Annotated in this window: 17 protein-coding genes; 9 read left to right on the plus strand and 8 right to left on the minus strand. The window is 49.1% G+C overall.

Translation table 11 applies throughout. From position 1 onward, the window contains the following. The first annotated feature begins 6 nt into the window (after window positions 1-6). Entirely contained in the window at window positions 7-1,272 is a 1,266-nt protein-coding gene (locus tag EDM55_RS18185) for a TRAFAC clade GTPase domain-containing protein (protein ID WP_092271865.1), read from the plus strand. Continuing rightward, entirely contained in the window at window positions 1,272-3,776 is a 2,505-nt protein-coding gene (locus EDM55_RS18190) for a GAP1-N2 domain-containing protein (protein ID WP_122960990.1), read from the plus strand. Before EDM55_RS18185 ends, EDM55_RS18190 begins: the two co-directional genes overlap by 1 nt. A 206-nt stretch (window positions 3,777-3,982) precedes the next feature. Here the strand turns inward: EDM55_RS18190 and EDM55_RS18195 are convergent, their stop codons facing one another. Then, window positions 3,983-4,570, minus strand: a complete 588-nt coding sequence (locus EDM55_RS18195) for a cupin domain-containing protein (RefSeq protein WP_122960991.1) — start codon at window positions 4,568-4,570, stop codon at window positions 3,983-3,985. A gap of 128 nt (window positions 4,571-4,698) precedes the next feature. Between EDM55_RS18195 and EDM55_RS18200 the strand changes: the two genes are divergently transcribed. Continuing rightward, on the plus strand, window positions 4,699-10,692 hold the full coding sequence (locus tag EDM55_RS18200) for an AAA family ATPase (RefSeq protein WP_122960992.1): 5,994 nt from the start codon (window positions 4,699-4,701) through the stop codon (window positions 10,690-10,692). A gap of 55 nt (window positions 10,693-10,747) precedes the next feature. On the opposite strand, the gene EDM55_RS18205 is transcribed toward EDM55_RS18200, so the two are convergent. Then, complete coding sequence (locus EDM55_RS18205; protein WP_122926324.1) at window positions 10,748-11,107, minus strand: response regulator; 360 nt, start codon at window positions 11,105-11,107, stop codon at window positions 10,748-10,750. A gap of 223 nt (window positions 11,108-11,330) precedes the next feature. On the opposite strand from EDM55_RS18205, the gene EDM55_RS18210 reads away from it, so the two are divergent. Next, window positions 11,331-12,722, plus strand: a complete 1,392-nt coding sequence (locus EDM55_RS18210) for an MATE family efflux transporter (RefSeq protein WP_246070847.1) — start codon at window positions 11,331-11,333, stop codon at window positions 12,720-12,722. 44 nt (window positions 12,723-12,766) lie between these two features. Here EDM55_RS18210 and EDM55_RS18215 read toward each other — a convergent pair whose 3' ends face one another. Further along, window positions 12,767-13,213: a PadR family transcriptional regulator gene (locus EDM55_RS18215; protein ID WP_246070846.1), complete on the minus strand. Its 447-nt coding sequence runs from the start codon at window positions 13,211-13,213 to the stop codon at window positions 12,767-12,769. Between the two features lie 370 nt (window positions 13,214-13,583). On the opposite strand from EDM55_RS18215, the gene EDM55_RS18220 reads away from it, so the two are divergent. From EDM55_RS18220 to EDM55_RS18240, 5 genes are all read left to right on the plus strand, one after another. After that, window positions 13,584-14,537 carry an ABC transporter permease gene (locus EDM55_RS18220; protein ID WP_092271974.1) on the plus strand — a complete coding sequence of 318 codons (954 nt, stop codon included), beginning with the start codon at window positions 13,584-13,586 and terminating at the stop codon, window positions 14,535-14,537. Further along, window positions 14,534-15,478: an iron chelate uptake ABC transporter family permease subunit gene (locus EDM55_RS18225; RefSeq protein ID WP_122960993.1), complete on the plus strand. Its 945-nt coding sequence runs from the start codon at window positions 14,534-14,536 to the stop codon at window positions 15,476-15,478. Before EDM55_RS18220 ends, EDM55_RS18225 begins: the two co-directional genes overlap by 4 nt. Further along, window positions 15,472-16,230, plus strand: a complete 759-nt coding sequence (locus EDM55_RS18230) for an iron ABC transporter ATP-binding protein (RefSeq protein ID WP_092271887.1) — start codon at window positions 15,472-15,474, stop codon at window positions 16,228-16,230. Before EDM55_RS18225 ends, EDM55_RS18230 begins: the two co-directional genes overlap by 7 nt. 131 nt (window positions 16,231-16,361) lie before the next feature. Then, complete coding sequence (locus tag EDM55_RS18235) at window positions 16,362-17,318, plus strand: siderophore ABC transporter substrate-binding protein (RefSeq protein WP_373863275.1); 957 nt, start codon at window positions 16,362-16,364, stop codon at window positions 17,316-17,318. A 251-nt stretch (window positions 17,319-17,569) separates the two neighbouring features. Further along, on the plus strand, window positions 17,570-18,883 hold the full coding sequence (locus EDM55_RS18240; RefSeq protein WP_445979236.1) for a GMC family oxidoreductase N-terminal domain-containing protein: 1,314 nt from the start codon (window positions 17,570-17,572) through the stop codon (window positions 18,881-18,883). 94 nt (window positions 18,884-18,977) lie between these two features. Here the strand turns inward: EDM55_RS18240 and EDM55_RS18245 are convergent, their stop codons facing one another. The 5 genes from EDM55_RS18245 to EDM55_RS18265 form a co-directional block, all read right to left on the minus strand. Then, window positions 18,978-19,277: a YxcD family protein gene (locus EDM55_RS18245; protein WP_092271893.1), complete on the minus strand. Its 300-nt coding sequence runs from the start codon at window positions 19,275-19,277 to the stop codon at window positions 18,978-18,980. Continuing rightward, complete coding sequence (locus EDM55_RS18250) at window positions 19,265-19,711, minus strand: hypothetical protein (RefSeq protein WP_092271896.1); 447 nt, start codon at window positions 19,709-19,711, stop codon at window positions 19,265-19,267. The genes EDM55_RS18245 and EDM55_RS18250 overlap by 13 nt, the downstream gene beginning before the upstream one ends. Before the next feature lie 119 nt (window positions 19,712-19,830). Beyond that, entirely contained in the window at window positions 19,831-21,207 is a 1,377-nt protein-coding gene (locus tag EDM55_RS18255) for an FAD-binding oxidoreductase (protein WP_122960995.1), read from the minus strand. An 84-nt stretch (window positions 21,208-21,291) separates the two neighbouring features. Continuing rightward, window positions 21,292-21,954 carry a methionine ABC transporter permease gene (locus EDM55_RS18260; protein ID WP_092271902.1) on the minus strand — a complete coding sequence of 221 codons (663 nt, stop codon included), beginning with the start codon at window positions 21,952-21,954 and terminating at the stop codon, window positions 21,292-21,294. After that, window positions 21,954-22,991 carry a methionine ABC transporter ATP-binding protein gene (locus EDM55_RS18265; RefSeq protein ID WP_092271905.1) on the minus strand — a complete coding sequence of 346 codons (1,038 nt, stop codon included), beginning with the start codon at window positions 22,989-22,991 and terminating at the stop codon, window positions 21,954-21,956. The genes EDM55_RS18260 and EDM55_RS18265 overlap by 1 nt, the downstream gene beginning before the upstream one ends. Window positions 22,992-23,022 lie beyond the last annotated feature (31 nt).

A 23,022-nucleotide genomic window follows, 5' to 3' on the forward strand; every position in this document is an offset into this window, starting at 1 on the left:
ACCGTCATGCTGACCTTTTTGAAAAGCATGTTTGAAAAGAAACAGCCGGCACCGGAGCGCTTGCCTTTTTACGATATCGTTTGCCCATACTGCTTTGCCAAATACGCGCCTGATCAGGTCGTATTTCGCGCTGCCCATCACCGCCTGGACGACGAGGATTACGCGCTGCAGGAGGACGAGCTATTAAACCGCTATCGGGACAAATTTGGACTGGATGCCATCGACGAGCTGGAGGCGATCATCGATCCGGATACCATCCCGGAAGAGAGCCACCTGTATGTCGATAACATCCTTGTTGGCGTAACAGACCGCTATGGGGTCGTTTCCAAGCGCAGGCTGTGCCCGAAATGCCACAACGAGCTGCCGATCACGGCGGGGAAGGCACCGAGTAACATCATCTCGATCGTGGGAGCGTCGCAGGTCGGCAAGTCAGTATACATGACCTCGCTGATCCACACGCTGCAAAATACGACTGCGAATCACTTCGATGCGGCTTGCATGCCGCTCAATGCCCAAATCAGCCGCAAGTTCCGGGAAAATTACGAAGCGCCTCTGTTTGAAAGAGGACAGCTCCTCGATTCGACCCAAAAGGAGAAGCGACAGGAGCCGTTTATCTTCCAATTCATTTTTAAGGACAAAGAAAAGGCGCCGCTCATCCTTGTCTTTTTTGATGTCGCGGGCGAGGGCATGGTCGATCGTGAGTATTTGGAGCTGTACGCCGCACACGTCAAAAACTCTTCCGGTATCCTGTTCCTCGTCGATCCGCTGCAGATCAGGACGATTCGCGACAGAGTCATGCTGCGTGCAGGAGATGAGCCGGGGGAATTCACAGCCCGCTATGATGAGCCGCGCGAGGTCGTCATTACACTGTTTGAGAACTTCATCGGATATCAGGAGCAGAGCCAGACGGATATCCCGACAGCGGTCGTCCTGACCAAGAGCGATATGCTGCACCTGATCAAGGAGGACGATGGTGAGTACATCAAGTCCAACAGCAACGTATTCCGCAATTTCGTCCATGAAGAGTACTTGAACATGACGGAATTCGAAAACATCAACGGGGAGATCAGCCGCTTCATCGAAAAGGTGGATCGACCGTTCAAGGATGCACTGGAAGTCTACTTTACCAATACGGCCTATTTCGCTGTATCTGCGCTGGGAAGTAACCCGGTTAATCAAAAGGTGAGCGGAGTCGTGACTCCGATCCGGGTCGATGAGCCGTTTATCTGGCTCATGCATCAGCTGGATTACATCGAAGGGAGGGAGCGGTAGTGAGCCGTCAGCCCATTTTGCAGCAATACTACACCCGCGGGCGACAGGGGATATTCCGTTCTAACGAAGGCTACGATACCGTTGCCAAATCGACTGCGCTAGACAACGCATTCATTAAAAAAACGCTTCATCCGTTTTGCGCCTACGATGCGCCTCGTGCCTTGCAAGAGCGTGGAGAAAGCGATTTGGCGCTCTATCCGGAGGCGCTCGTCTCCTTTCGAACGGAGTCAGGCGAGCTGGTAATTGGGAGAAGCGTCTTCGTGGGCGCGGATTTTACAGGTCAACGAAACACCTTCTTCAGCCACAATTACGTCATCCCTGCCGATCGTCGGGACGAATTTATCAAAGAACCAGCAAGGCTGTTCGGCTTGCGAGCCTTTGCACAGGAGCATGATCACTCCACAGGCAAAGAACTGCCGGTGATCAGCGAGCTTCCCTTTCAGGCAGAGACACCCCATGATCGCAAGCAATGGCTCAGCCGCATAGGCATCGATGAACGGATATTCAAGCAGCTCCTGTATGCGGTGATGACGTCGCTCTCCACCAAAAGAAAGGTCTACATCAGTCTGGATGGAGAGGTAGGGGCAGCTGCTGCGGACGCCCGACAGCTGCTGGAAATTTTGTATAGCTGCCTGCCTTATGAGATGCGCAGGCATTTTGGTTTTCTCACGTACAGCCATGAACCGCAGAGCAAGAAGCATATCCACGTCATGTTCGTGGAAAAAGGGAGCATCCGGGCAGGGACTGGGATCACGGAAAAGGACTACATCTTTGATCTGGCTCAGCAGCGAATTTTGCAGCTGGATTGGCAGGAGGGAGCGCACGCCTATCTAGACTTTGCTTGGGAGCATCTGAACGAGACGCGTGTACTCGCTGACTTTCATGCTTTTTGCGAGGAAGTGCTGGAGGGGGCGGATACGGCATTCCTGCTGAGACTGGCTACCTACTATGAGCTTTGCGCTTTGTATGAAGTGGAAAAAGGGCACATGGAGCGCTACGAGCAAAATCCCTCGGGAGTTTGGCAGGTACTCCAGCAATACTTGGGTCAGCCTGCCTTGGAGAACAGATCTCATCGTTTACGCGGGCTGCGCGAGGTGCTTTTCCGGCTGGAAAACGCTGCACTGAAGGACCAGGGGCTTCCTGCTGCTGAGACCATCCACCAGATGCTCAAGGCTTTTTGCGCCATTCCAAACGAACGCATTTCCACAGAGCTTGTCACGTATTTGATGAACGTGCTGCTAAAGGGAAAGGCGACACGACAAAACGCTTTTGTAGCAAAGGTCTATCAGGAGCTGTCGGGCTATCCCGAGCTCTTTGGCTTTCTGATGCGATCCGTTCTTGGCTACAAGCAGGTCGTAGGGCCATTGTTTGAAGACTATCTGAAGGAGCGGCTGGCTTCCTTCTCTACGCTTGCCCAGGTTTTGCAGGAAATCAACCTCTGGGCACAAGTGGCGCCACTGGCCCTGCGAAATCCGTTTTTTATGACGGCTACCCGAGAAAAAGTGCTTGAACTGTTTGCCCGTGAAAGTGAGAAGCTGCAAGCAGCGCTGGCGATTCACGATTACTTTGAGCGTCAGGACGCAATGAGCGGCTATGCGGATGAGCTGCTGGACGAGCTGGATAAAGCCCTGCTCAAACAACTCATGCTGGGGGAAATGGCGTGGGGCGATTTTGGCAAGATCATCACTTTGCTGGAGGAAAAGCCGCAGACGTTTATAGGGGAGCTCGATCTGGAAAGCAGAGAAAAGCTCGCACACATTCATCATATGGCATCCTTAGCTGGAAATCGGGATGTTCCTGCGCCAGAGGATTTCTTTCGGCAGTGGGATGAAAGGGAAATCGCTGCTTTGCAGCAGTTGATCGTCCATTTGCTGGAGCGTCCGATAAAGCAAGATAGCTTCCCATTGGTAGCACTGGTTTTTTATCAGACGGATTCCCATGGACAGGATGCTTTCACCTTTGCTGATATGCTGCGGTTTGTCGGAGAAAACGGAGAGGAAGAACTCCTGTATTCCTTTGTTCAATGGAGCATGACGCAGCGAATGTTTTTCACAGGCAAATACATTTCACCTGGCTATCGACATGCTCTCAAAGTCCTACTGCTCGAAAACAAGGGCAGGAGATTGCGCGACAAGGAATGGAAGAAGCGTTGGCAAACGGTACGGCATGCAGATTTCCGCAAGCTCGTCGAGGAGGTACGAAGGGAAACCTCCAGTCCCTTCATGAAGCTGTTTCAACGCAAATCGACGGCGCTCCTGAGTGTGGCCATTGTCATTGCAGTAGGGGCAGCAAGCGGCTTCTTTCTATGGATGCCTGCTTCGGTGCCTGTTTCTCCTGAAGCGCAGGGCGGTGGAGAGGTTGCCGAGCAGCCTCGTCCAGAACCGACTCAGCAGGTAGAATTCGTTCCTGCTTTCAAGCTCATGCTGGAATGGCAGCAGAATCAATCCGAGACTACTGCTTCGGATGAAAAGCCGGCGGGCGAGGATGGAACTGTCACAGAGTAGTCAGCTTACCGACCTGCGCTTGCAAAATACGAGGCAGGTCGGGATGACTATGGCTTCAGATGCATGATAGGAAAGAAAAAGGCCGTTAACATGTAAGGGTGAAGTTGCGCTGATGTAAAGGGAAGGAAAATAGGAGCTTTCGTGTGGCATCCTGCTGCGAATTAATGGGCAAGGGTGCCCTTTTCATGAGAAGAAAAGTCCGGGTATTACGAGATACGCTGCTTTTCCTTTGTCGGAATATAGTACTTTTCCAACGTTTTTGCCGCGCCCGTCCACGTAGAGAGCTTAGATAACAAACCAAAGATTCCTTTTTGCAGAAAGAGAGGCAGGTAGGGGACATAGAATGCGCCCATTTCAAAGAGAGTGCCCAAAAGCAGGATGTTCTTGGGGAGGTATTGCTTCAAAAATGGCATGTAGAAGCTTTTTCCGTCTGTATCCAGACCGTATCCGCAGCGTACAAAAGCCTCAAAGTTGCCAGCAGGGCGAATTTCTACGTTAAAGCTGACCAATTCATTCGTGTTATTATTAAAGCAGTGATTCTTGTGCAGGGGAGCGACAGCTTTCTCTCCTTTTTGCAAAGTGATCGTTTTTCCGTCGACTGTTAGGTCTAATTTCCCCGTAACACCTTCAAAGGTTTCTACAAGTTCGGTATGATAGTGTAAGAAGATTCCAACATTGGGTGGAAGGTCTGTGCGGAATAAAAGATACTCTCCATTTGTTTCTTCCGTAGTCTTTAAAAAAGTTACGCTTTCCCCATTATGGGGATTTCCTACCGTACGACTTAAATTTGACATGACAATCCTCCCGAATATTATTTCGATAGATGGTGTTTTGTGTCAGAATATAGTTTAAATATAGATGATTCCAAAGCAACGAACAATACGGTAAGACAAAAGGCCTACCAAAATGGAGTGAAAAAAGAATGAGCGGCAAGTTATCGATTCCTGGATACAGGATTAAAGAATTCATCTCAAATCATGTAAATATGGGTATCTACCGCGCATTCAGGATCGTGGACAATTTGCCAGTGATCATTAAGACGCAACAAAAGGGGATCCCTCGCAATGATTCGATATGGAAGCTAAAGCATGAATATCGAGTGCTGGAGTCCATTCAATCCGATGCGGTCGAAACCCTCGTAGAGCTCGTACACAATGATAGAGAGACCTTGCTGATTACGGAGGATCACGGTGGCTTGCCGCTCTCGAGCTTGCTGAAAACACGACAATTTTCGACGATGGAGATTCTGACCATCGCTTTGGGGATTGCCCAATGCATGAAGACAATTCATGAGAAACGGGTCCTTCATAAAGATATCAACCCGATGAACATATTGGTTTACCCGGATACGCTGGAAGTGAAGCTGATCAATTTCGGCTTGTCTACAAGGCTCTATCAAGAGTATCAAAGTGCCATGAACCCAAAAGAATGGCAGGGAAATTTGCGATACGTATCACCAGAACAGACGGGGCGAATGAACCGGACGGTCGATTATCGTTCGGATTACTATTCGTTTGGGATCACACTCTATGAGATGCTGACGGGCAAGCCGCCGTTTCTTGCGACGGATGCACTGGAGCTGGTGCATGCGCATATGGCTCGAAAGCCCGTTCCCCCTAACCAGACACATCCATCGATTTCCCCGGTTTTATCTGATCTCGTATTGAAATGCCTTTCCAAAAATGTAGAAGATCGCTATTTGAGCAGCGCAGGACTCATCGCGGATTTGCAGCAATGTTTATCACAGCTGCAGACGGCTGGGTATATTTTTGATTTTCCGCTGGGTATGCAGGATCGTGCGGACAAACTGCATATTTCGGAGAAGCTCTACGGTCGGGAGCCGGAACTTGCCCTGTTGACCGAGTCCTTTGAACAGATCAGCAACGGTGCTACGCGTCTGGTCATGTTAAATGGCAGTGCAGGGGTAGGAAAGTCCGCGCTGGTGCGTGAGGCACAGAAAACCTTTCTTCAAGGAAAAGGCCGCTTCATCTCAGGGAAGTTCGATCAATTCAAGCAAAGCGCTCCGTATTCGGGGATATTGCTCGCCTTTCAAGACCTGATACGCCAGATCCTGGCAGGCAACGAACGAGAACTGCACATGTGGAGGGAGACGATTGCGGAGGCATTGCAGGGGATGGGGCAGGTAATCGTCGATGTCATCCCGCAGCTGGAGATGATCATTGGCAAGCAGCCGTCCGTGCCGGAGCTTCCTGCTGCAGAGGCAAAGAATCGCTTTCAAATGGTGATGCAGCGCTTTGTACGTATCTGGGCCAAGCCTGAGCATCCACTGGTTTTGTTTCTGGACGATCTGCAATGGGCGGATCCTTCCTCGCTGTTTTTGATTCAAGAAATGATCAGTGATCTGCAGGTCAGTCACTTTTTATTGCTATGCTCCTATCGCGAACAGGAACAGGGTCAGCTGAATCCGCTGTTGAGTGCGCTAATCGAGATGGGAAGTCAGAGTCGTATCCTCCGCCAATTCTCCTTGCATCCACTCGAGGTCGGAGAAGTATCGCATCTGCTGGCTGATTCCATTCAAGTGGAGCCGCAGGCAACACATGACTTGGCGCAAATCGTTCACAAGAAGACAGCAGGGAATCCGTTTTTTACCCGTCAGTTCATCAAATCTTTGTATGAGAAGGGCCTGATGACATACGTCCCGGATAAGGGCAAATGGGCGTGGAATCTAGAGGAGATCGAAAAGCTGGAAACGGCAGAAAATGTCGCCGATTTCCTGGTCGAACGGATGAGATTGCTGCCGATGCTGACCCAAAAGCTTCTCGCGCACGCGGCATGCCTCGGCAATCACTTTTATCTGCACATGGTAGCCAAGGCACGAAATCTAAAGGAGTCTGAAACGATTCGCCATATATGGCCAGCTGTCGAGGAAGGGCTGCTGTACCCGCTGGAGGGAGACGGCTATTTAGCTTATACAGCGCTAGAAGAGGAGGATGCGGCTGCTCACAACAAGATTCATTTTACCTTTTTGCATGACCGCATTCAGCAAGCAGCGTACTCGCTTTTGTCCGAGGTAGAGCGTAAAATGGTCCATCTCAAGCTGGGAAGAATGATGAGAGAGCTGAGCAACTCCTACGAATCATCCCTTTTGTTTGAGATCTGCAATCATATGTACGAGGGAGCAGAACTCATCGATGAACAGGCCGAGCGCGTGCAAGTCGCGCGCTGTCATCTGCTGGCGGGCCAACGAGCCAAGCTATCCACTGCCTTTGATGCTGCGCTGCGTTTTTTTCGACATGGAACAGAGGTGCTTCGCGAGGAGGGCTGGGAAGCCAATCGCCAGCTCATGGTCGAGCTGTACACCATGCGGGCGGAAGCCGAGTATTTGTGCAACAACTTTGAGACAGCGGAGTCTTTGTTTGCGCTCGTGAAAGAGTATGCAAAGACCAATGCTGAGCAGGTGCGGATCTTGCAAATTCAGGTGCACATGTATACTACCCTGGCGAAGTTCCCTCTGGTTGTCGAGCTTGCCAGTCAGGCGCTGAAGCTGTTGGGAGTCCACATTCCAGCAAAGCCAGGCAAGCTGGACATTTTAAAAGAGATGTGGCATATCAAGAAAAATCTCAAAGGCCGCAAAGCAGATGAGCTGCTCTACATGCCTGACGTACCGGACGAAAACTATCGGATGGCAATGACCATGATCAGCTATGCGGGTCCCTCTTCTTACTTTGTCGACTTGAACTGGTTTGCCCTGACTATTTTGCGGGTGCTGCATCTTTCACTCGTACACGGAAATGATGTAGCCTCGGCCAATGGGTATACCGGATATGGGATCGTGCAAGCCACTCAGTTTGGGAAGTACCAGGAAGGATATGACTACGGGCTGCTCGCGTGCAGTGTAGCCGACAGCTTCCATGACCCGATCGCCATGTCCAAAGCGTACGGGGCGTTCGCCATCATGATCAACCATTGGCGGGATCATGCCAAGACGAACATTCCTCTCTTGAAAAAGGCGATCCAGCACGGGCTGGAAAGCGGCGGGAATATCTACGTCGCCTACAGTGCGCACGGTTTGCTGGAGGCGATGCTTTTCTGCGGTTCGCCGATCGAAGAATTGCATCAACAGATCGATCAGTATGAAGATTTGATCCGTCAGCTCAAGGTAGTCGATCACGATGACCGACTCTTGCTGCTCAAGCAGGCGCTCCACAGCTTGACCCACTGGGAGGACGTTGACCAGACGACTTTTTGCGCAGGAGACTTTGATGAAGAGGCGTACGTCCAAGCTCTACGGACGGATGGTACCAACTATAAGCGCTACATGTACCACTACTACAAATCGATGGTGCATCTGCTCTACGGCAACTACCAGGAAGCTGCGCGGATGTCTACCGAGGCTGAGCAGTGGATCGAGACGGTCAGCGGTCAGCTGCTGGTCAGCGAGCACGTCTTTATACAGGCTTTGGCACTGACTGGTCTTTATCCGCAGGCTAGCTGGTCGGACAAGCAAAAGTATGGCAAAAAGATCAAAGCGAATTTGAAAAAAATGAAGAAGTGGGCCGCCAACTGTGCAGATAACTTCCAGCACAAATACTTGTTGATGTATGCGGAGTGGGTACGTGTAAATGGCAAGCCCGAGGCAGCGACGCCTATCTACGAGCAGTCCATTCAGGCGGCGAAGAAGAGTGGATTCCTGCAAAACGAAGCACTGGCCTACGAGCTGGCTGCGAAACACTTTTTGCAAATGGGCATGAACACGGTTGCGAGGATTTACATGACGGAAGCGCATTTTGCCTATATGCAATGGGGAGCCGCAGCCAAAGCTAGAGATCTGGAAGTGAAGTACCAATATTATCTGGAGAGCACGGGCAGTCATCAGGCTATGACGAATATGGCTGTGGCAGGCAATACCCCGGATATGGTAGATTTCATGACCGTTATCAAGGCGTCGCAAACCATCGCGAGTGAAATCAAGCTGGACAGGCTGCTGACGACGATGCTGCGGACGGTTATGAGCAACGCCGGTGCCCAGCGAGGATTCATCATCCTGAAAAAGGACAGTGAGTGGTTCATCGAGGCGGCAGGCAGTATCGACGAGGACATGGAGATTTTGCAGTCGATTCCCTATGAGCAAGGCACTCTTTTGTCCGTCGCGACCGTCAACTACGTGATGCGAACAGAGGAAATGCTCGTCTTGCATGAGGCGTATGTGGAGGCGATCTTTTTCAAGGATCCGTACATCTCCAAAAACATGCCCAAGTCCATTCTCTGTGCGCCGTTATGGCAGCAAGGAAAAATGGTCGGGGTGGTTTATCTCGAAAACAACGAGTCGACCCATGTATTCAACGAGGGACGCACCGAGCTTTTGCGGTTGCTGTTCTCTCAAATTGCGACCTTCATTGAAAACGCCCGCCTGTACCATCAGCTGGAGCAGTGGAATCATTCCCTGGAGAAAATAGTGGGTGAGCGAACAGATGAGATCGAGTCGTTGCTGCGTGCCAATAAAAACCTGCTAAACAATGCGGGACAGGGTTTCCTTTCATTCGGCAAAGACCTGCGGGTTCACTCCGAGTACAGCCGGGAGTGCGTGCGGATTTTTGACAAGGAGCTGGCAGGTCTTTCTGTAGCCGAGCTGTTGTACCCGCAAAGCAAGGAGGACCAGGGCTTTATCCAATCCTTACTGAACAAGTATTTTCAGCTGGAAAATCAGGCACAAAGAGAGCTGTATCTCAGTCTGTTTCCAACAGAGATCACCGTCAATCAACTGCCATTGAAGCTGGAATGCAAGCAGATTGACGAGGGCAGGGGGGAGTTTTCCGGTGGCTTGATGCTCATTTTGACGGATCGAAGCGAACAGCGGGCGCTGGAGAATAAAATGGAGCAAGAATGGCAGCGGATGAAGATGTCTGTCACCGTCGCCATCAGTCTTGAACTCTTTCAATCCGTTTTGAAAGGCTTTACCTCCTTCGTTGCGACGGAGTGGAAAGCAATCTGGAGGGAAGCAGGTGCACCTGCGGAAAAAATGTATCAGATCATCAGCCGCCTCCATCAGTTCAAGGGAGATTTTAGCCAATTTTATTTGATTCATACACCGCGAAAGATACATGACATGGAATCCAGATTGTCCGAAATGTCCAAGCAGGTGGAAGAAGATAAAGTCATGGAAAGCGAGATTCAAAACGGGATCGACTCCATTTGTGCAGCGATCGGGCAAGATATGGATCTCATGAAGCAGCAGCTGGGGAAGGACATTTTGCAGGTAAATGAGCAAACGATCTCCTTTTCTGCGGAGAGGTGGAGTGCATTCTCTGACCAGCTGTCGTCGCTTTTGCAGGAAGAGGGACATGGCCACTTGCGCCAGGAGTTTGCCCAGCTCCACGATCGTCCGATCACTGAGCTGATGTCCCGGTATGGCGAATACGTAGCGAAGGCATCTGAGAGGCTGGAGAAGCGAGTCTACCCGTTGCAGATCGAGGCTGATGATATTTGGGTAGATCCGAAACGTTTTGGACGTTTTATCAGCAGCTTGATCCACGTATTCAGCAATGCCTTGGATCATGGCATTGAACAAGAGGAAGAACGTTTGAGGCAAAACAAGGAGCGGTGGGGAACGATCCGCTGCCAGGTCAAGCGCGAGAATGACTTCATGCACATGATCATTTCAGATGACGGCAAAGGTGTGGACATGGACCGACTCAAATTATTGGGACAGGAAAAAGGGTGGGTGGATTTACGGAGCGATCAGGACTGGCTCAATACGCTGTTTATCGAGGATATTAGCACGAGCAAAGATCATGTCACGGAATGGTCCGGCAGAGGCGTTGGTCTATCAATCGTAAAGCGGGAGGTCGAGCGTCTTGGAGGAACAGTGGAAGTGAATACCCGAAAAGGGAATGGGACTCGCTTTCACTTCCGAATCCCGCTCATAGAAGCCGAAAGCACTTTGCAGCCCACGTAAAAAAGCCCTCCAATGCATCACGTTCTTGGAGGGTGGAACGTTTTTCGTTGATCGTTTAGATTAGGGCATTTTCGATGGTGACCAGCAGCTTCTCCTCGTTGATGGGCTTGATAATGTAATGTGTGGCACCGGCAGAGACTGCTTCAAAAACAAGCGGCTTTAGGCCGTGGGAGCTCACCATGATAATTTTTGCATCTGGGAATCGATTGATAATCATTTTGACGGTTTCGATTCCATTCATCTCTGGCATGTTGATGTCCATGGTCACTAGGTCTGGCTTGTAGGCAATGTACTTTTGAAACGCTTCGGTTCCTCTGGTTGCTTCTGCGACGATCTGATGACCCGCTCGTTCCAGCGTAACTTTCAGGTATTCTCGAACGACGATGGAGTCATCAGCAATAAGTATCCGTGCCATAAATCCTCCTGAAGTGCGTCCAGCCAAGTAGTGGGGGGATATCCCTTTAACAATACCATTGGTAGGAAAAACGTCGCAAGATAATTATAGGATAATCTACCCAGAATATAGGGAATATACGTCAAGGATAGATAAATTTCATGTAAAGAAACGGCCAAAACGCTACAATCGGTGCAGCAATCGGTGTAAAATGGCGCTACCAATGCCAAAGAAAGGTGACACCATGGACACCCAGACTGAACCCGTTTCGTTGATGGCCAGTGAAGCAAAGGGCCTGCGACTCTTCTCTTTAACCTGGCCCATTTTTTTGGAGCTGCTATTGTTTACCTTGATCGGGATTACGGATACCTTCATGCTTAGCGGCGTTTCCGATGAGGCTGTATCCGCCGTAGGTGCAGCCAACCAGTTCGTCTTCATTGCCATTCTCGTATTAGAGGTCATTGGACATGGCGCTTCCATAGTCGTTTCGCAGTACATTGGATCACGGAAGCTCCAGGAGGCAGCAAAAATTGGCGCGATCGCCGTCACCTTAAATTTGGCGATAGGGATTCTGATCAGCGTTTGTTTTTTGCTGTTCGGAAACACGCTGCTCGTGGCGATGAATCTGCAAGGCGAGATCCTGTCATTGGCAAAGTCGTACATAGCGATCGTTGGGGGAGGTTTGTTTCTACAGGCCTTGATCAATACGCTGGCGAGTTTGATTCGCACGTACGGGTTTACGCGAGAAAGCATGCTGATCTCTTTGGGAATTAACATCGTGCACGTCGGAGGGAACTATCTGCTGATTTTTGGAAACCTGGGTTTTCCAGAGCTCGGGGTAGAGGGGGCGGCGATTTCTACCGTCTTGAGCCGAGGTGTAGGGCTGCTCGTCTTTTTCTGGGCGTACTACCGGTTGGTCGATTGTAAAGTCACTTTTCAGGATTACATCCAAATCAACAAATCCTACGTCCGTAAAATTTGCCGAGTCGGAATTCCCGCGGCATTTGAACAAATTACGTACAACGGTTGTCAGTCCATCTTTTTGTACTACGTGACTTTTCTCGGAGCTGCGGCTCTTGCGTCCAGACAGTATGTATCGAACATTTCGATGCTGATTTACTTGTTTAGTGTCGCGATTGGAATGGGGACAGCGATCATCACGGGTAGATTGGTGGGGGCAGGCAGGAATGATGAGGCGTACGGGCGGGTCTGGAAAAGCCTGCGTTGGGGATTAATCTGTACGCTGATCATCAATCTGCTCGTCATCTTGTTTCGGGAGCCGATCATGGGACAGTTCACAAAAGATCCGGACGTGATCAGAATCAGTACACAGGTGATTTTGCTGAGCATTTTCCTGGAGAGCGGACGGGTATTCAACATCATTTTGATCAGCTCCTTGCGCGCAGCCGGTGATGCCAAATTTCCTGTCTATATGGGATTGATCTCGATGGTGGGTGTGAGTCTGCCCCTCGGGTACGTCCTGGCGTTTCAGGCCCATCTCGGGTTGGCAGGTGTGTGGCTGGCTGTAGCTGTGGACGAATGGATACGAGGAGTCGTGATGTTTTTCCGCTGGCGAAGCCGGATCTGGGAGCAAAAAAATCTGATAGAGCAGGAACATGTGCCGTTACCTCGTTGAAGGTAGCGGCTCTTTGTTGTGTGCAGGCGAATGGATGTCCATCTTCATTTGTCGCTCCCCAGATCCAGGTGTCCTGCCAGTTTCCCACGCACTTTTCTCAAGAAAAAGTGCAGCTTTGTCCGTCGCGCAGGATTGTGCAATGCTTCCTGCTGAAGCTGTTTCATCAGCTCGATGAGATCGTTTATTTCCTTTTCCACTTCTTCTGGTTGGACAAATCTCTCGCGGGAGGCATCGTGCACGGACGATTTCAAAGGTCTTTCAACCGGTCGCTCCTGCAGAAAAGCAGTCCCTGTTTCCGTGATGGCATACACCTTTTTGCCGTCCACTTCACTCACCCGGACCAGATCGCGGTCTTCGAGCATCTGCAGCGTAGGGTAGATAGAGCCTGGACTTGGTCTGTACAAGCCGCCGGACATTTCCTCCAGACCTTTCATCATCTGATAGCCGTGCATCGGCTGGACGGTCAGCAGCTGGAGTAAAGCGTACTTCACATCACCTCGTCCGAAAAACGTTTTCCGGGACCGCCGTGCCCCCTGTGGCCGCGGTCACTGTCACCACGATAGCGGAAGCAGCTGTGATCGTGCCTGCCCCAGACAGGATAGGTACCATAATCCGAGTCAAAATAGTTACGCAATACCCTCATCCTTTCAATACGATATATCGCTTAAAAAATAAACAATATATCGTATTCTGTCAATCTTGACTTTTCGGCGACAATTCAAAAAATATATTAGCCGACTAACAAAAAAGTTCTTTAATCAGCAATAAATAAGTGCTAATATAGCAAGGAAGATGCAATTGAGAATGAATCTCTTTATTACTGAGAATGAATATCTTTACTGGGGAAAAGTAGGGAACGCGATGAAGAAGAGATATTTAGTTATAGCACTCATCCTGCTGTCGATAGCTTCCTTGTTTATTGGTGTGAAGGACATTTCTCCGCTGGAGCTGTTCGATCTCACGGAAGAAAAGACGCAGGTAATGTGGATCAGTAGAGTCCCACGTTTGATCAGTATCATCATCGCGGGTGTCAGCATGAGTATCGTAGGTTTGATCATGCAGCAGCTGACGAGGAACAAGTTCGTATCGCCTACCACTGCCGGTACGGAGGATTCTGTCCGATTTGGTATTCTGGTGTCACTGATGGTATTCACCGATGCCAGTCCGTGGCTGAAGCTGCTTGTTGCCTTTGTTTTTGCTCTCTTGGGGACATTCATCTTCATGAAGATCCTTGAGAAGATCAAGTTTAAAGATTCCATTTTCATTCCGCTGGTGGGCTTGATGTTTGGTAATATTGTCGGTTCCATTACGATGTTTTTTGCCTACAAATACGATCTCATCCGGAACATGACCGCTTGGCTGCACGGAGACTTTTCCTCCATTATGAAAGGGAGCTATGAACTGCTCTACCTCAGCATACCGCTCGTGATTATAGCGTACTTGTTTGCAAACAAATTCACGATTGCTGGTATGGGTGAGGAGTTCGCTATCAACCTGGGACTCAATTACAAACAGGTGGTCAATATTGGTCTTATTATCGTGGCAATGGTTTCGTCTCTCGTTATTCTCACGGTAGGCACGATTCCTTTTCTAGGGTTAATCATTCCAAATATCGTCACGCTTTACCTAGGCGATAACTTGAAGAAGAGCTTATCCCATACGGCATTGCTAGGCGCTGTGTTCGTTCTGTGCTGCGACATCTTGGGTCGCCTTATTATCTTCCCGTATGAAATTTCCATCGGCTTGATGGTCGGTGTTGTCGGCAGCGCGATATTTATTTTCTTACTTATGAGAAGAAAGGCGTATGACCGATGAAAGCGAAGATTATAGGCCTGACGATTGTTGCCATTGTCTTGATAGCCATATTCATGATGATCGATGCGGGTGGAAACTGGGATTATGTTCTCCCCCGGAGGTTGAAAAAGATTCTGGCGATCGTATTGACTGGTAGTGTGATAGCATTTTCCACGTTGGTGTTCCAGACCATTACGAATAACCGAATTCTTACCCCAAGCATCATCGGATTGGATTCATTGTATATGTTCATTCAGACGCTTGTGATCTTTGCTCTTGGATCGACGAGTCTGACCCTAATCAACAAAAACGTGAATTTCCTGATATCCGTGGTTTTAATGATCCTGTTTGCAGGACTGCTTTATAAATGGCTGTTTAAAAGGGAAGGGCAAAACATTTACTTTTTACTGCTCATAGGGTTGATCTTCGGAACGCTGTTTAACAGCCTCTCTACCTTCTTGCAGCTGTTGATTGATCCGAATGAATTTTTGCGTGTGCAAGATAAAATGTTTGCGAGCTTCAATAATGTTAACACCGATTTGTTAATCATAAGCTTTGTCCTGATCATTGCTGTAGGGATTTATTTCTGGAAGTACATTAAATACCTGGATGTCATGTCACTGGGCAGAGATCAGGCAATCAATCTGGGCGTAAATTACGATTTCGTCGTAAAGCGTTTCCTGATTATCATTGCGATTCTCGTTTCGATCTCTACTGCATTGGTAGGTCCCATCACGTTTCTCGGACTATTGGTCGTCAACGTTGCCCATCAATTTATGAAGACGTATCAGCACAAGCATTTGATTGTAGGTTCCGCTTTGATCAGCATCATTGCCCTCGTGGGCGGACTGCTTATAGTAGAACGTGTCTTTACGTTCTCGACCACACTTAGTGTCATCGTCAACTTCATTGGTGGTGCTTACTTTATCTATCTTCTGTTAAAGGAGAATAAGTCATGGTAGAAATCCGGAATGTCTCAAAGCAGTATGGCAGTAAAAATGTCGTGGAAAATGTGTCGCTTCGCATTGCCAAGGGAAAAATCACGTCATTTATCGGGCCAAATGGGGCTGGCAAAAGCACCCTGCTGTCCATGATCAGCCGTCTCTTGACGAAGGATCAGGGAGAGATACTTTTGGAAGGAACCGAAATTGGCCAATGCAAAAGCAGTGATTTGGCAAAAAAGATTTCGATTCTCAAACAGACCAACCATATTACTGTGCGTCTGACGATTCGTGAGCTGGTCAGCTTTGGCCGTTTTCCCTACTCTCAGGGAAACCTGACAAAAGAAGATTGGAAGCATGTGGATGAAGCAATTCGTTATATGGAGCTGGGGGACATTCAGCACAAATATCTGGACCAGCTAAGTGGTGGACAAAGACAGCGTGCCTATATCGCTATGGTTGTCGCCCAAAATACGGAGTACATACTTCTCGATGAGCCTCTGAACAACCTGGATATGAAGCATTCCGTTCAGATCATGAAAGTTCTGAGACGCTTGGTTGATGAAATGGGGAAAACCGTAGTTATCGTGATTCACGATATCAACTTTGCTTCTGTGTACTCTGATTACATCGTTGCACTCAAGGATGGCAAAGTCGTCAGGGAAGGTACTACGAACGAAATCATCAGTGCGCAGACTCTAAAAGACGTCTACGACATGGATATTCAGATTGAGGATATCGATGAAAACAAAATCTGTGTGTACTATGCCTGATTTTATTTCTCTTTTTACTTGAGAATGAGAATTCTTTTCTGTCGTTAAAATTATTATGATGGTCTATGCCATCAATAATTTTAGATAAAACCCAAATTTACGTAGAGGTGATAGAAGTGAAAAAGAAATGGATGATGCCTTTGATGGCGGGGCTGATAGCATTGGTTACAGCTGCGTGCGGATCAAATAGTGCTCCAGCAGCTCCTACAGGCACTGAGCAAGCAGCACCAGCAGCTTCTTCCGAAGAAGTAACAATCAAGCACAAGCTGGGTGAAGCAAAGCTGAAGAAAAACCCGCAAACCGTTGTAGCATTTGACTACGGAGTTCTGGATTCTTTGGATAAACTGGGAATTGAAGTAACAGGCGTGGCACAATCCAATCTGCCTCCATACCTGGAGAAATTCAAAGATGCCAAATACAAAAACATCGGTAGCTTGAAAGAGCCTGATTTTGAAAAAATCAATGCCATGAAGCCAGATGTGATTTTCATCTCCGGTCGCCAACAAGATGCGTATGAAGAACTGAATAAAATCGCTCCAACCATCTTCTTGGGTGTAGATACAAAGAACTATATGGATTCCTTTACTACGAACATGAAGACGCTTGGTACCGTTTTTGGAAAAGAAGCACAGGTAGATGAAGAGCTGGGCAAAATCAATGATTCTATCAAAGCTCTGACAGACAAGACAAAAGATAGCGGCAAGAACGCACTGATCGTAATGACAAGCGAAGGCAAACTGAGCGCATTTGGACCAGGATCTCGTTTTGGTATTCTGCATGATGTATTTGGATTCACTCCTGTAGACGCCAACCTGGAAGTCTCTACGCATGGTCAAAGCATTTCCCCTGAATTCGTTGTAGAGAAAGATCCGGACTACTTGTTCGTCGTAGATGGCGGCATTGTATCCAAAAACAAAGATGCAACCGTATCTGCAAAACAGACGATCGAAAACGATCTGATCAAAAATACAAAAGCATTTAAAAATGGAAATATCATTTACTTGGATGCAAACTACTGGTACCTCTCCGGGGGTGGATTGGTGTCCACATCCAGCATGGCAAGCGAAGTACTGGCTGATCTGAAATAATCATCATAAGCTAAGAAAAGAGTCCACTCGAATGGCAGATGCCAGGAGTGGACTTTTTGCTGAGGGAAGCTAATTTTGTGCGCGTGACTGAGGCGCTTTGTCCAAGCCATTTCCAAACTTGTACATAGACTGTACGAAGATGGCAAGTACAGCTTTAGGGAGATGAGCTATTGGGGATGAAAAAGAACAGTTTATCCTAAAAACGAATCTTTGATTACATCGTCATCGGCGCGGGAACGGCCGGTGGCGTTATTGCCAAAAAATTAACGGATGATAAAAAAACATCTGTATTGGTATTGGAAGCGGGGACCGATATGACTGCTGAGTTAACGAGCGGTTCCATTGAAGAGGCGATTTTCTTAGCAAGCGATAACCGCTATGCGTACAACCTCACTTCCACTATTGAGGCAATGATCGGGCGTCCTCTGTTGTCTCAAAAATGCCGGACTCTCGGAGGAAGCTCAGAAATCAATGACATGTATTCGGTACGCGGGAGCAGGGAGCTGTATAACAGGTGGGCAGAACTCGTTGGCGATCAATGGAGCTACGACCAGATTCGTTCCTTGTTTAAAGAAAATGAAACGTATACGGGCGATACCCAAAACCCAGCGGAGAGAGGTACCAACGGCCCGATTTTTATCAGGCAGCAAATCATCCCAACCAGTGGGCTGATCCAGACGCTGACCAACGAAACCGCACAAGTGTTAGGGATCCCCGTTGTGCAGGATTACAATACAGGTATCCGGGATTGCACGTTTTACCAGGGGCAGTATAACCAGCGGGAGGTAAACGGTGAATTTGTGCGCTCCTCGACAGCGACTGGTTATTTAAACGCGCAAATTGTTACGCCAGGAAACCAGTTTCAATCTGACCAGTTTGGAGTGAACCGCAGAAGGCTGGCCATCTTCGGGAAGACTACAGTCGATAAAATCGTCTTTCAAAAAAAGAAAAAACGCGGAAAATACGTCGCGGTTGGTGTTGATTTTGTCAAAAACGGTGTTTCCATGAGAAGTTATGCGCGAAAAGGCATTATCGTCTCGGCGGGCTTTTTTTCTTCGGTGATCCTGCAACGATCCGGGATCGGTAAAACAGAGGACTTGACCCGGGCAGGAATTCAAACGTTGATAGAAAGCCCGAACATGGGATACAACATGCAGGCACATGCGTATGTCGGTATGGGCGTTCGGGTAGAGACATCGCAGCTGGTGCCGATCCTGCTCGCGGACCCTGATCAACCCCTTGCTTTGGGAGCATTCAAAGCAGAGCATCCAGCAAGTCTGGAGGCCTATGTCAAAGGATCGTATTCCAACTTCTTTCATTTTGGCGGTCAGTGCAGGATGGCAGAAACGATCGAGGAAGGGGTAGTCGATGGTTTCCTGAATGTATTTGGTACGAAAAATCTCAAGGTGGCAGACCTCTCCGTTTCTCCGATTTTGCCAGACGGCAATACAGGGATTGCGGCTGAAATGATTGGTCTAAATGCGGCTCGTTTCATGAAAAAGGACCCAAATTCGTGCATTCTTAGTGACGACGAGCTGGAAGAGGATGACGACGAAGAAGACTAAAACTGGAATAGGCAAAGCAATCGCATAAACAAAGGAAAAAGCCAATTCGTCCACAAGTGTCTGTGTTCGAATTGGCTTTGTAGTTTAAAAGAATTTAGCTCTGGTACGTGACATAGGCGAGAATGCCTTCTTCGTCATCCAGCACCAGCTCGATACCTGCCGAATACGGATTGCGCTGAAGCTGTGTCTCCAGATAGTAGCGGATAGCTTCGATCAGGTTGATCTCGACGAAAACCTGCTTCCTACCCATCGTATAAACCTCAGCGGAAAAGCCGTACTCTTCATCCCACATCAGTTCAACCTCGACCTCATGTGGCTGAATCTGCTTCTTGCTCGCCACATGCAGGCAGATGGCGTTGATCAGGACTTGCTCATCAAACTTTATCTTTTCCATGCGTTCATTTCCTGTTTCTTCTGGCGTTGCGTTTTAAAGTAAACGAATACTTTGCGGATCAGGACGATCAAGGCAACGATCGCAAGCATGTTGATCAGGAAGCCGAAGATGGCACCCAGTGCACCCATATTGCCAAACAGTCCTCCGAACAGCATACCGGCCAGTCCACCAACCAGAAGACCTTTCATGAAGCCGCCGCTTTTGCTTGGAGCTGCAGTGGAAGGTGTGCTTGCAGGAGTTGTCGTGCCTTTATTCGTCGTCGTGCTGTTTAAGTTGGAATCACCTTTTGTAGGTGTTTGCGTGTTCGTTGGAGCCGTATTGGAATTAAAGGATTTTTTCCCGGATTTGTAGCCTTTTGCGTCCGCATGATCAATGAATCCGCCAGATGCGAAAACGAGTGTTACGGCAACCAAAAGCATGAGCAGTTTTTTCATGTGTTTGTAGTAGCCCCTCTCTTAGATATGACCCTATAGACATAAGTGTACACGAATATGTCCCGGATTACCACCAAACATTCCGTGAACAATCTGGTAAACAGACGCGCCAGACGCAGTTAATCCAGGATTTTGCCCGGATTCAGGATGTTGTGGGGATCGAACTGCTGCTTGATCAGCTTCATCCAGGGAAGCGTGTCCGCATGCTCTTTTTGCAGGTACTTTTTCTTCCCGATGCCAATGCCGTGCTCGCCTGTGCAGGTACCGCCTTTTTGCAGGGCGTATTCGACGATTTTAGCATTGACCTCCTCGGCCAGCTGTACTTCGGCTGGATCCTGCTTGTTGAACATCAGCGTGGTGTGGAAGTTTCCATCGCCCACGTGACCTAAAACACCGCCAGCCAGTCCGCTTTGATCGATGACCTCGCGAGCATAGACGACCGCTCCTGTCAGTTCGGATAGGGGGGTGCATACATCCGTGAGCATCATTTCTTTACCGGGGAAGCCGTGCTTGAAGGCGTAGGCGAGATTATGGCGCGCTTCCCATAGTTTTGCCCTTTTTTTGGAATCTGTTTCAACCAAAAAGTCGATAGAGCCATTTTCTTCGAGCAGCTCTTGGGCAAAGGAGACATCGTGCGTCAGTCCAGCCTCATTGCCGTGAAATTCGAGGAACAGGGTAGGCTGCTCCAAATATTCCGTTTCGCTATGCAGATTCACTTGGCGGATCGAGGTGCTGTCCACCAGCTCGACACGGGCAATGGCAATTCCGGCTGCCAGCAAGGACATTGCCCCATCGACAGCCTGTTTCATCGTAGGGAACGTCGCACGACCAGCGATGACCGTTTCAGGAATGCCGTACACCTTGAGGGTGATTTCCGTGAATGCGCCCAGCGTACCCTCCGAACCGACAAACAAACCGGTGAGATGGTAGCCGGAGGAGGATTTGGCGGAAAGGCCGCCTGTATGAATGATGGAGCCGTCAGCCATTACGACTTCGAGGTCACGGACTTGGCTGCGCATGATGCCGTAGCGTACGCTGGTCGTGCCGCCTGCATTCGTAGCTGTCATGCCGCCGATAGTCGCATCTGCACCTGGATCTACGGGGAAAAAGAGTCCGTGCTTTTTTAGAGCGGCATTGAGCTGTGTGCGAGTCACACCAGGCTGTACACGCACGAGAAAGTCATCGGGACGCACCTCAATGATTTGGTTCATCTGCTGAAAATCGATGGAGATACCGCCTTTAAGCGGGATGCAATGTCCTTCCAGACTGGAGCCCACCCCAAAAGGAACAACGGGAATACGGTGATCATTGGCGTATTTCAAAATGGCCGATACCTCTTCTTTCGTAGTCGGAAAAACAACGACGTCAGGGAGTACCGGTGTATGATGGGACTCGTCCTTACTGTGCTGCTGAAGCATGGTTTCATTTGTGGTAGCACGGTCGTCTGCCGTGATTTTTTTCAGATCCTCTAAAAGCGTATGGGGGATGCCGCTCATTTTTGAATGCCTCCGTTTCAATGTTCGTCTCTATTACGATCATACAAGAACCCCTAACCGTATGACAGTTAGAGGTTCGATGAATTAGGAACTCTTTTTCAGTTTTCTCGCTGCCCAGTTGCCCAGGGATTGAATCAGCTGCACCAGGACGACGAGGATGACCACGGTAATGACCATCACTTCGATATCCCAGGATTGATAGCCGTAGCGCAGAGCCAGGTCGCCCAAGCCACCTGCACCGACAGCGCCTGCCATCGCAGTTGCTCCGATCAAACCAATCGTGGCGATCGTCAAGCAAAGGACGATACCCGGACGTGCCTCACGAAGCATGATGCGGAAAATAATCTGCGTGCGAGATGCGCCCATCGCCTGGTAAGCTTCGATTACGCCGCGATCTACATCGTGCAGGGCTGTCTCCATCAAACGGGAGATATACGGCGCCGTGTATACGATTAGGGGAACGATCGCCCCCTCGATTCCGATGGAAGTGCCGACGATCAGCTCCGTGAACGGAATGATCGCGACCATCAGGATGATGAAGGGGAGGGAGCGTACAACGTTAATAATGGTATTCAAGGTGTGGTAAATCCATTTGTTCGGAAACAAATGATTGCCTTGCGTGATCACGAGCAGAATCCCCAAAGGAATTCCCACCAATGTCGCGATGACCAGGGAGAAGCCGACCATGATGATCGTCTCCTGCAAAGACTGTCCAAAAACCGGGATCATTTCGGCCAAACGTTCCATTAGTTGCTTCCCCCCTCTCGAGACACGATATCTACGTTATAGACGGAATCGCGTAGAAATTGGATGCCTGCCTCTACATCTTTTTCCTCACCGGAAATGTGCAGGAGCAGGATGCCCAGTGCCGTTCCTTTTATGGAAGTAATCGATCCGTACAGCAGGTTGGTGCTGACCGGAAAACGAGCCGACAAAGTACCGAGGACAGGATCGAGTGCAGCATCGCCGCGGAAAGCCACGCGAAGGATCTTGGCTGCCGGGCCGCTCTGCTTGATGTTGTCTACAATCTCGCTTGGTACATTGTCATCGAAAATGGTCTTAATGAAATTCTTGGTGGTTTGCTGCTGTGGATTGCTGAAAATATCGAGAACAGAGCCTTGTTCGATGACCACACCGTTTTCCATGATCGCTACGTTGTCGCAGATTTTTTTGATGACCTGCATTTCGTGCGTAATCAGCACGATGGTCAGATTGAATTTCCGGTTAATGTCCAGAAGAAGCTCGAGAATCGATTCGGTCGTCTGCGGGTCGAGGGCAGAGGTAGCTTCGTCGCACAAAAGAATCTCCGGATCCGTCGCCAGGGCGCGAGCGATCCCAACGCGCTGCTTTTGACCACCCGACAGCTGGGAAGGATAGGAGTTTGCTTTGTCTTCAAGCCCAACCAACCGCAATAGATCTTCTACCTTCTTCTTGATTACATCCTTTGGTACCCGGTTCATTCGCAAAATCTCGGCTACGTTGTCAAAGACGTTATAAGAGGATAAGAGGTTAAAGTGCTGAAAGATGATCCCGATCTTTTTGCGGGCATTGCGCAAATCCTTTTCTTTCAACGAGAGCATATTTTGACCGTTGACGACGACGGAGCCGCTGGTCGGCTTCTCGAGCAGGTTGATCGTACGAAGCAGGGTGCTTTTCCCTGCTCCGCTGAAGCCGATCACGCCGAAAATCTGTCCTTTCTCCACGTTCAAGGTGACGCCCTTCAAGGCTTGAACCTGCTTGTTTCCTACTGTATACGACTTATGGATGTCGGTTAGCTGTATCATCTCTCCAGTCTCCTTGTTGTTCGATATTTAG

Origin of the sequence: Brevibacillus centrosporus (genome assembly GCF_003710815.1) — a bacterium.
Classification (GTDB): domain Bacteria; phylum Bacillota; class Bacilli; order Brevibacillales; family Brevibacillaceae; genus Brevibacillus; species Brevibacillus centrosporus.

Bases quoted from the DNA above. Each gene is read 5' to 3' on its own strand.
- EDM55_RS18185 (WP_092271865.1), top strand. From the start codon at position 7: ATGCTGACCTTTTTGAAAAGCATGTTTGAAAAGAAACAGCCGGCACCG.
- EDM55_RS18195 (WP_122960991.1), bottom strand. From the start codon at position 4,570: ATGTCAAATTTAAGTCGTACGGTAGGAAATCCCCATAATGGGGAAAGC.
- EDM55_RS18200 (WP_122960992.1), top strand. From the start codon at position 4,699: ATGAGCGGCAAGTTATCGATTCCTGGATACAGGATTAAAGAATTCATC.
- EDM55_RS18205 (WP_122926324.1), bottom strand. From the start codon at position 11,107: ATGGCACGGATACTTATTGCTGATGACTCCATCGTCGTTCGAGAATAC.
- EDM55_RS18210 (WP_246070847.1), top strand. From the start codon at position 11,331: ATGGACACCCAGACTGAACCCGTTTCGTTGATGGCCAGTGAAGCAAAG.
- EDM55_RS18220 (WP_092271974.1), top strand. From the start codon at position 13,584: ATGAAGAAGAGATATTTAGTTATAGCACTCATCCTGCTGTCGATAGCT.
- EDM55_RS18225 (WP_122960993.1), top strand. From the start codon at position 14,534: ATGAAAGCGAAGATTATAGGCCTGACGATTGTTGCCATTGTCTTGATA.
- EDM55_RS18230 (WP_092271887.1), top strand. From the start codon at position 15,472: ATGGTAGAAATCCGGAATGTCTCAAAGCAGTATGGCAGTAAAAATGTC.
- EDM55_RS18235 (WP_373863275.1), top strand. From the start codon at position 16,362: ATGATGCCTTTGATGGCGGGGCTGATAGCATTGGTTACAGCTGCGTGC.
- EDM55_RS18245 (WP_092271893.1), bottom strand. From the start codon at position 19,277: ATGGAAAAGATAAAGTTTGATGAGCAAGTCCTGATCAACGCCATCTGC.
- EDM55_RS18250 (WP_092271896.1), bottom strand. From the start codon at position 19,711: ATGAAAAAACTGCTCATGCTTTTGGTTGCCGTAACACTCGTTTTCGCA.
- EDM55_RS18255 (WP_122960995.1), bottom strand. From the start codon at position 21,207: ATGAGCGGCATCCCCCATACGCTTTTAGAGGATCTGAAAAAAATCACG.
- EDM55_RS18260 (WP_092271902.1), bottom strand. From the start codon at position 21,954: ATGGAACGTTTGGCCGAAATGATCCCGGTTTTTGGACAGTCTTTGCAG.
- EDM55_RS18265 (WP_092271905.1), bottom strand. From the start codon at position 22,991: ATGATACAGCTAACCGACATCCATAAGTCGTATACAGTAGGAAACAAG.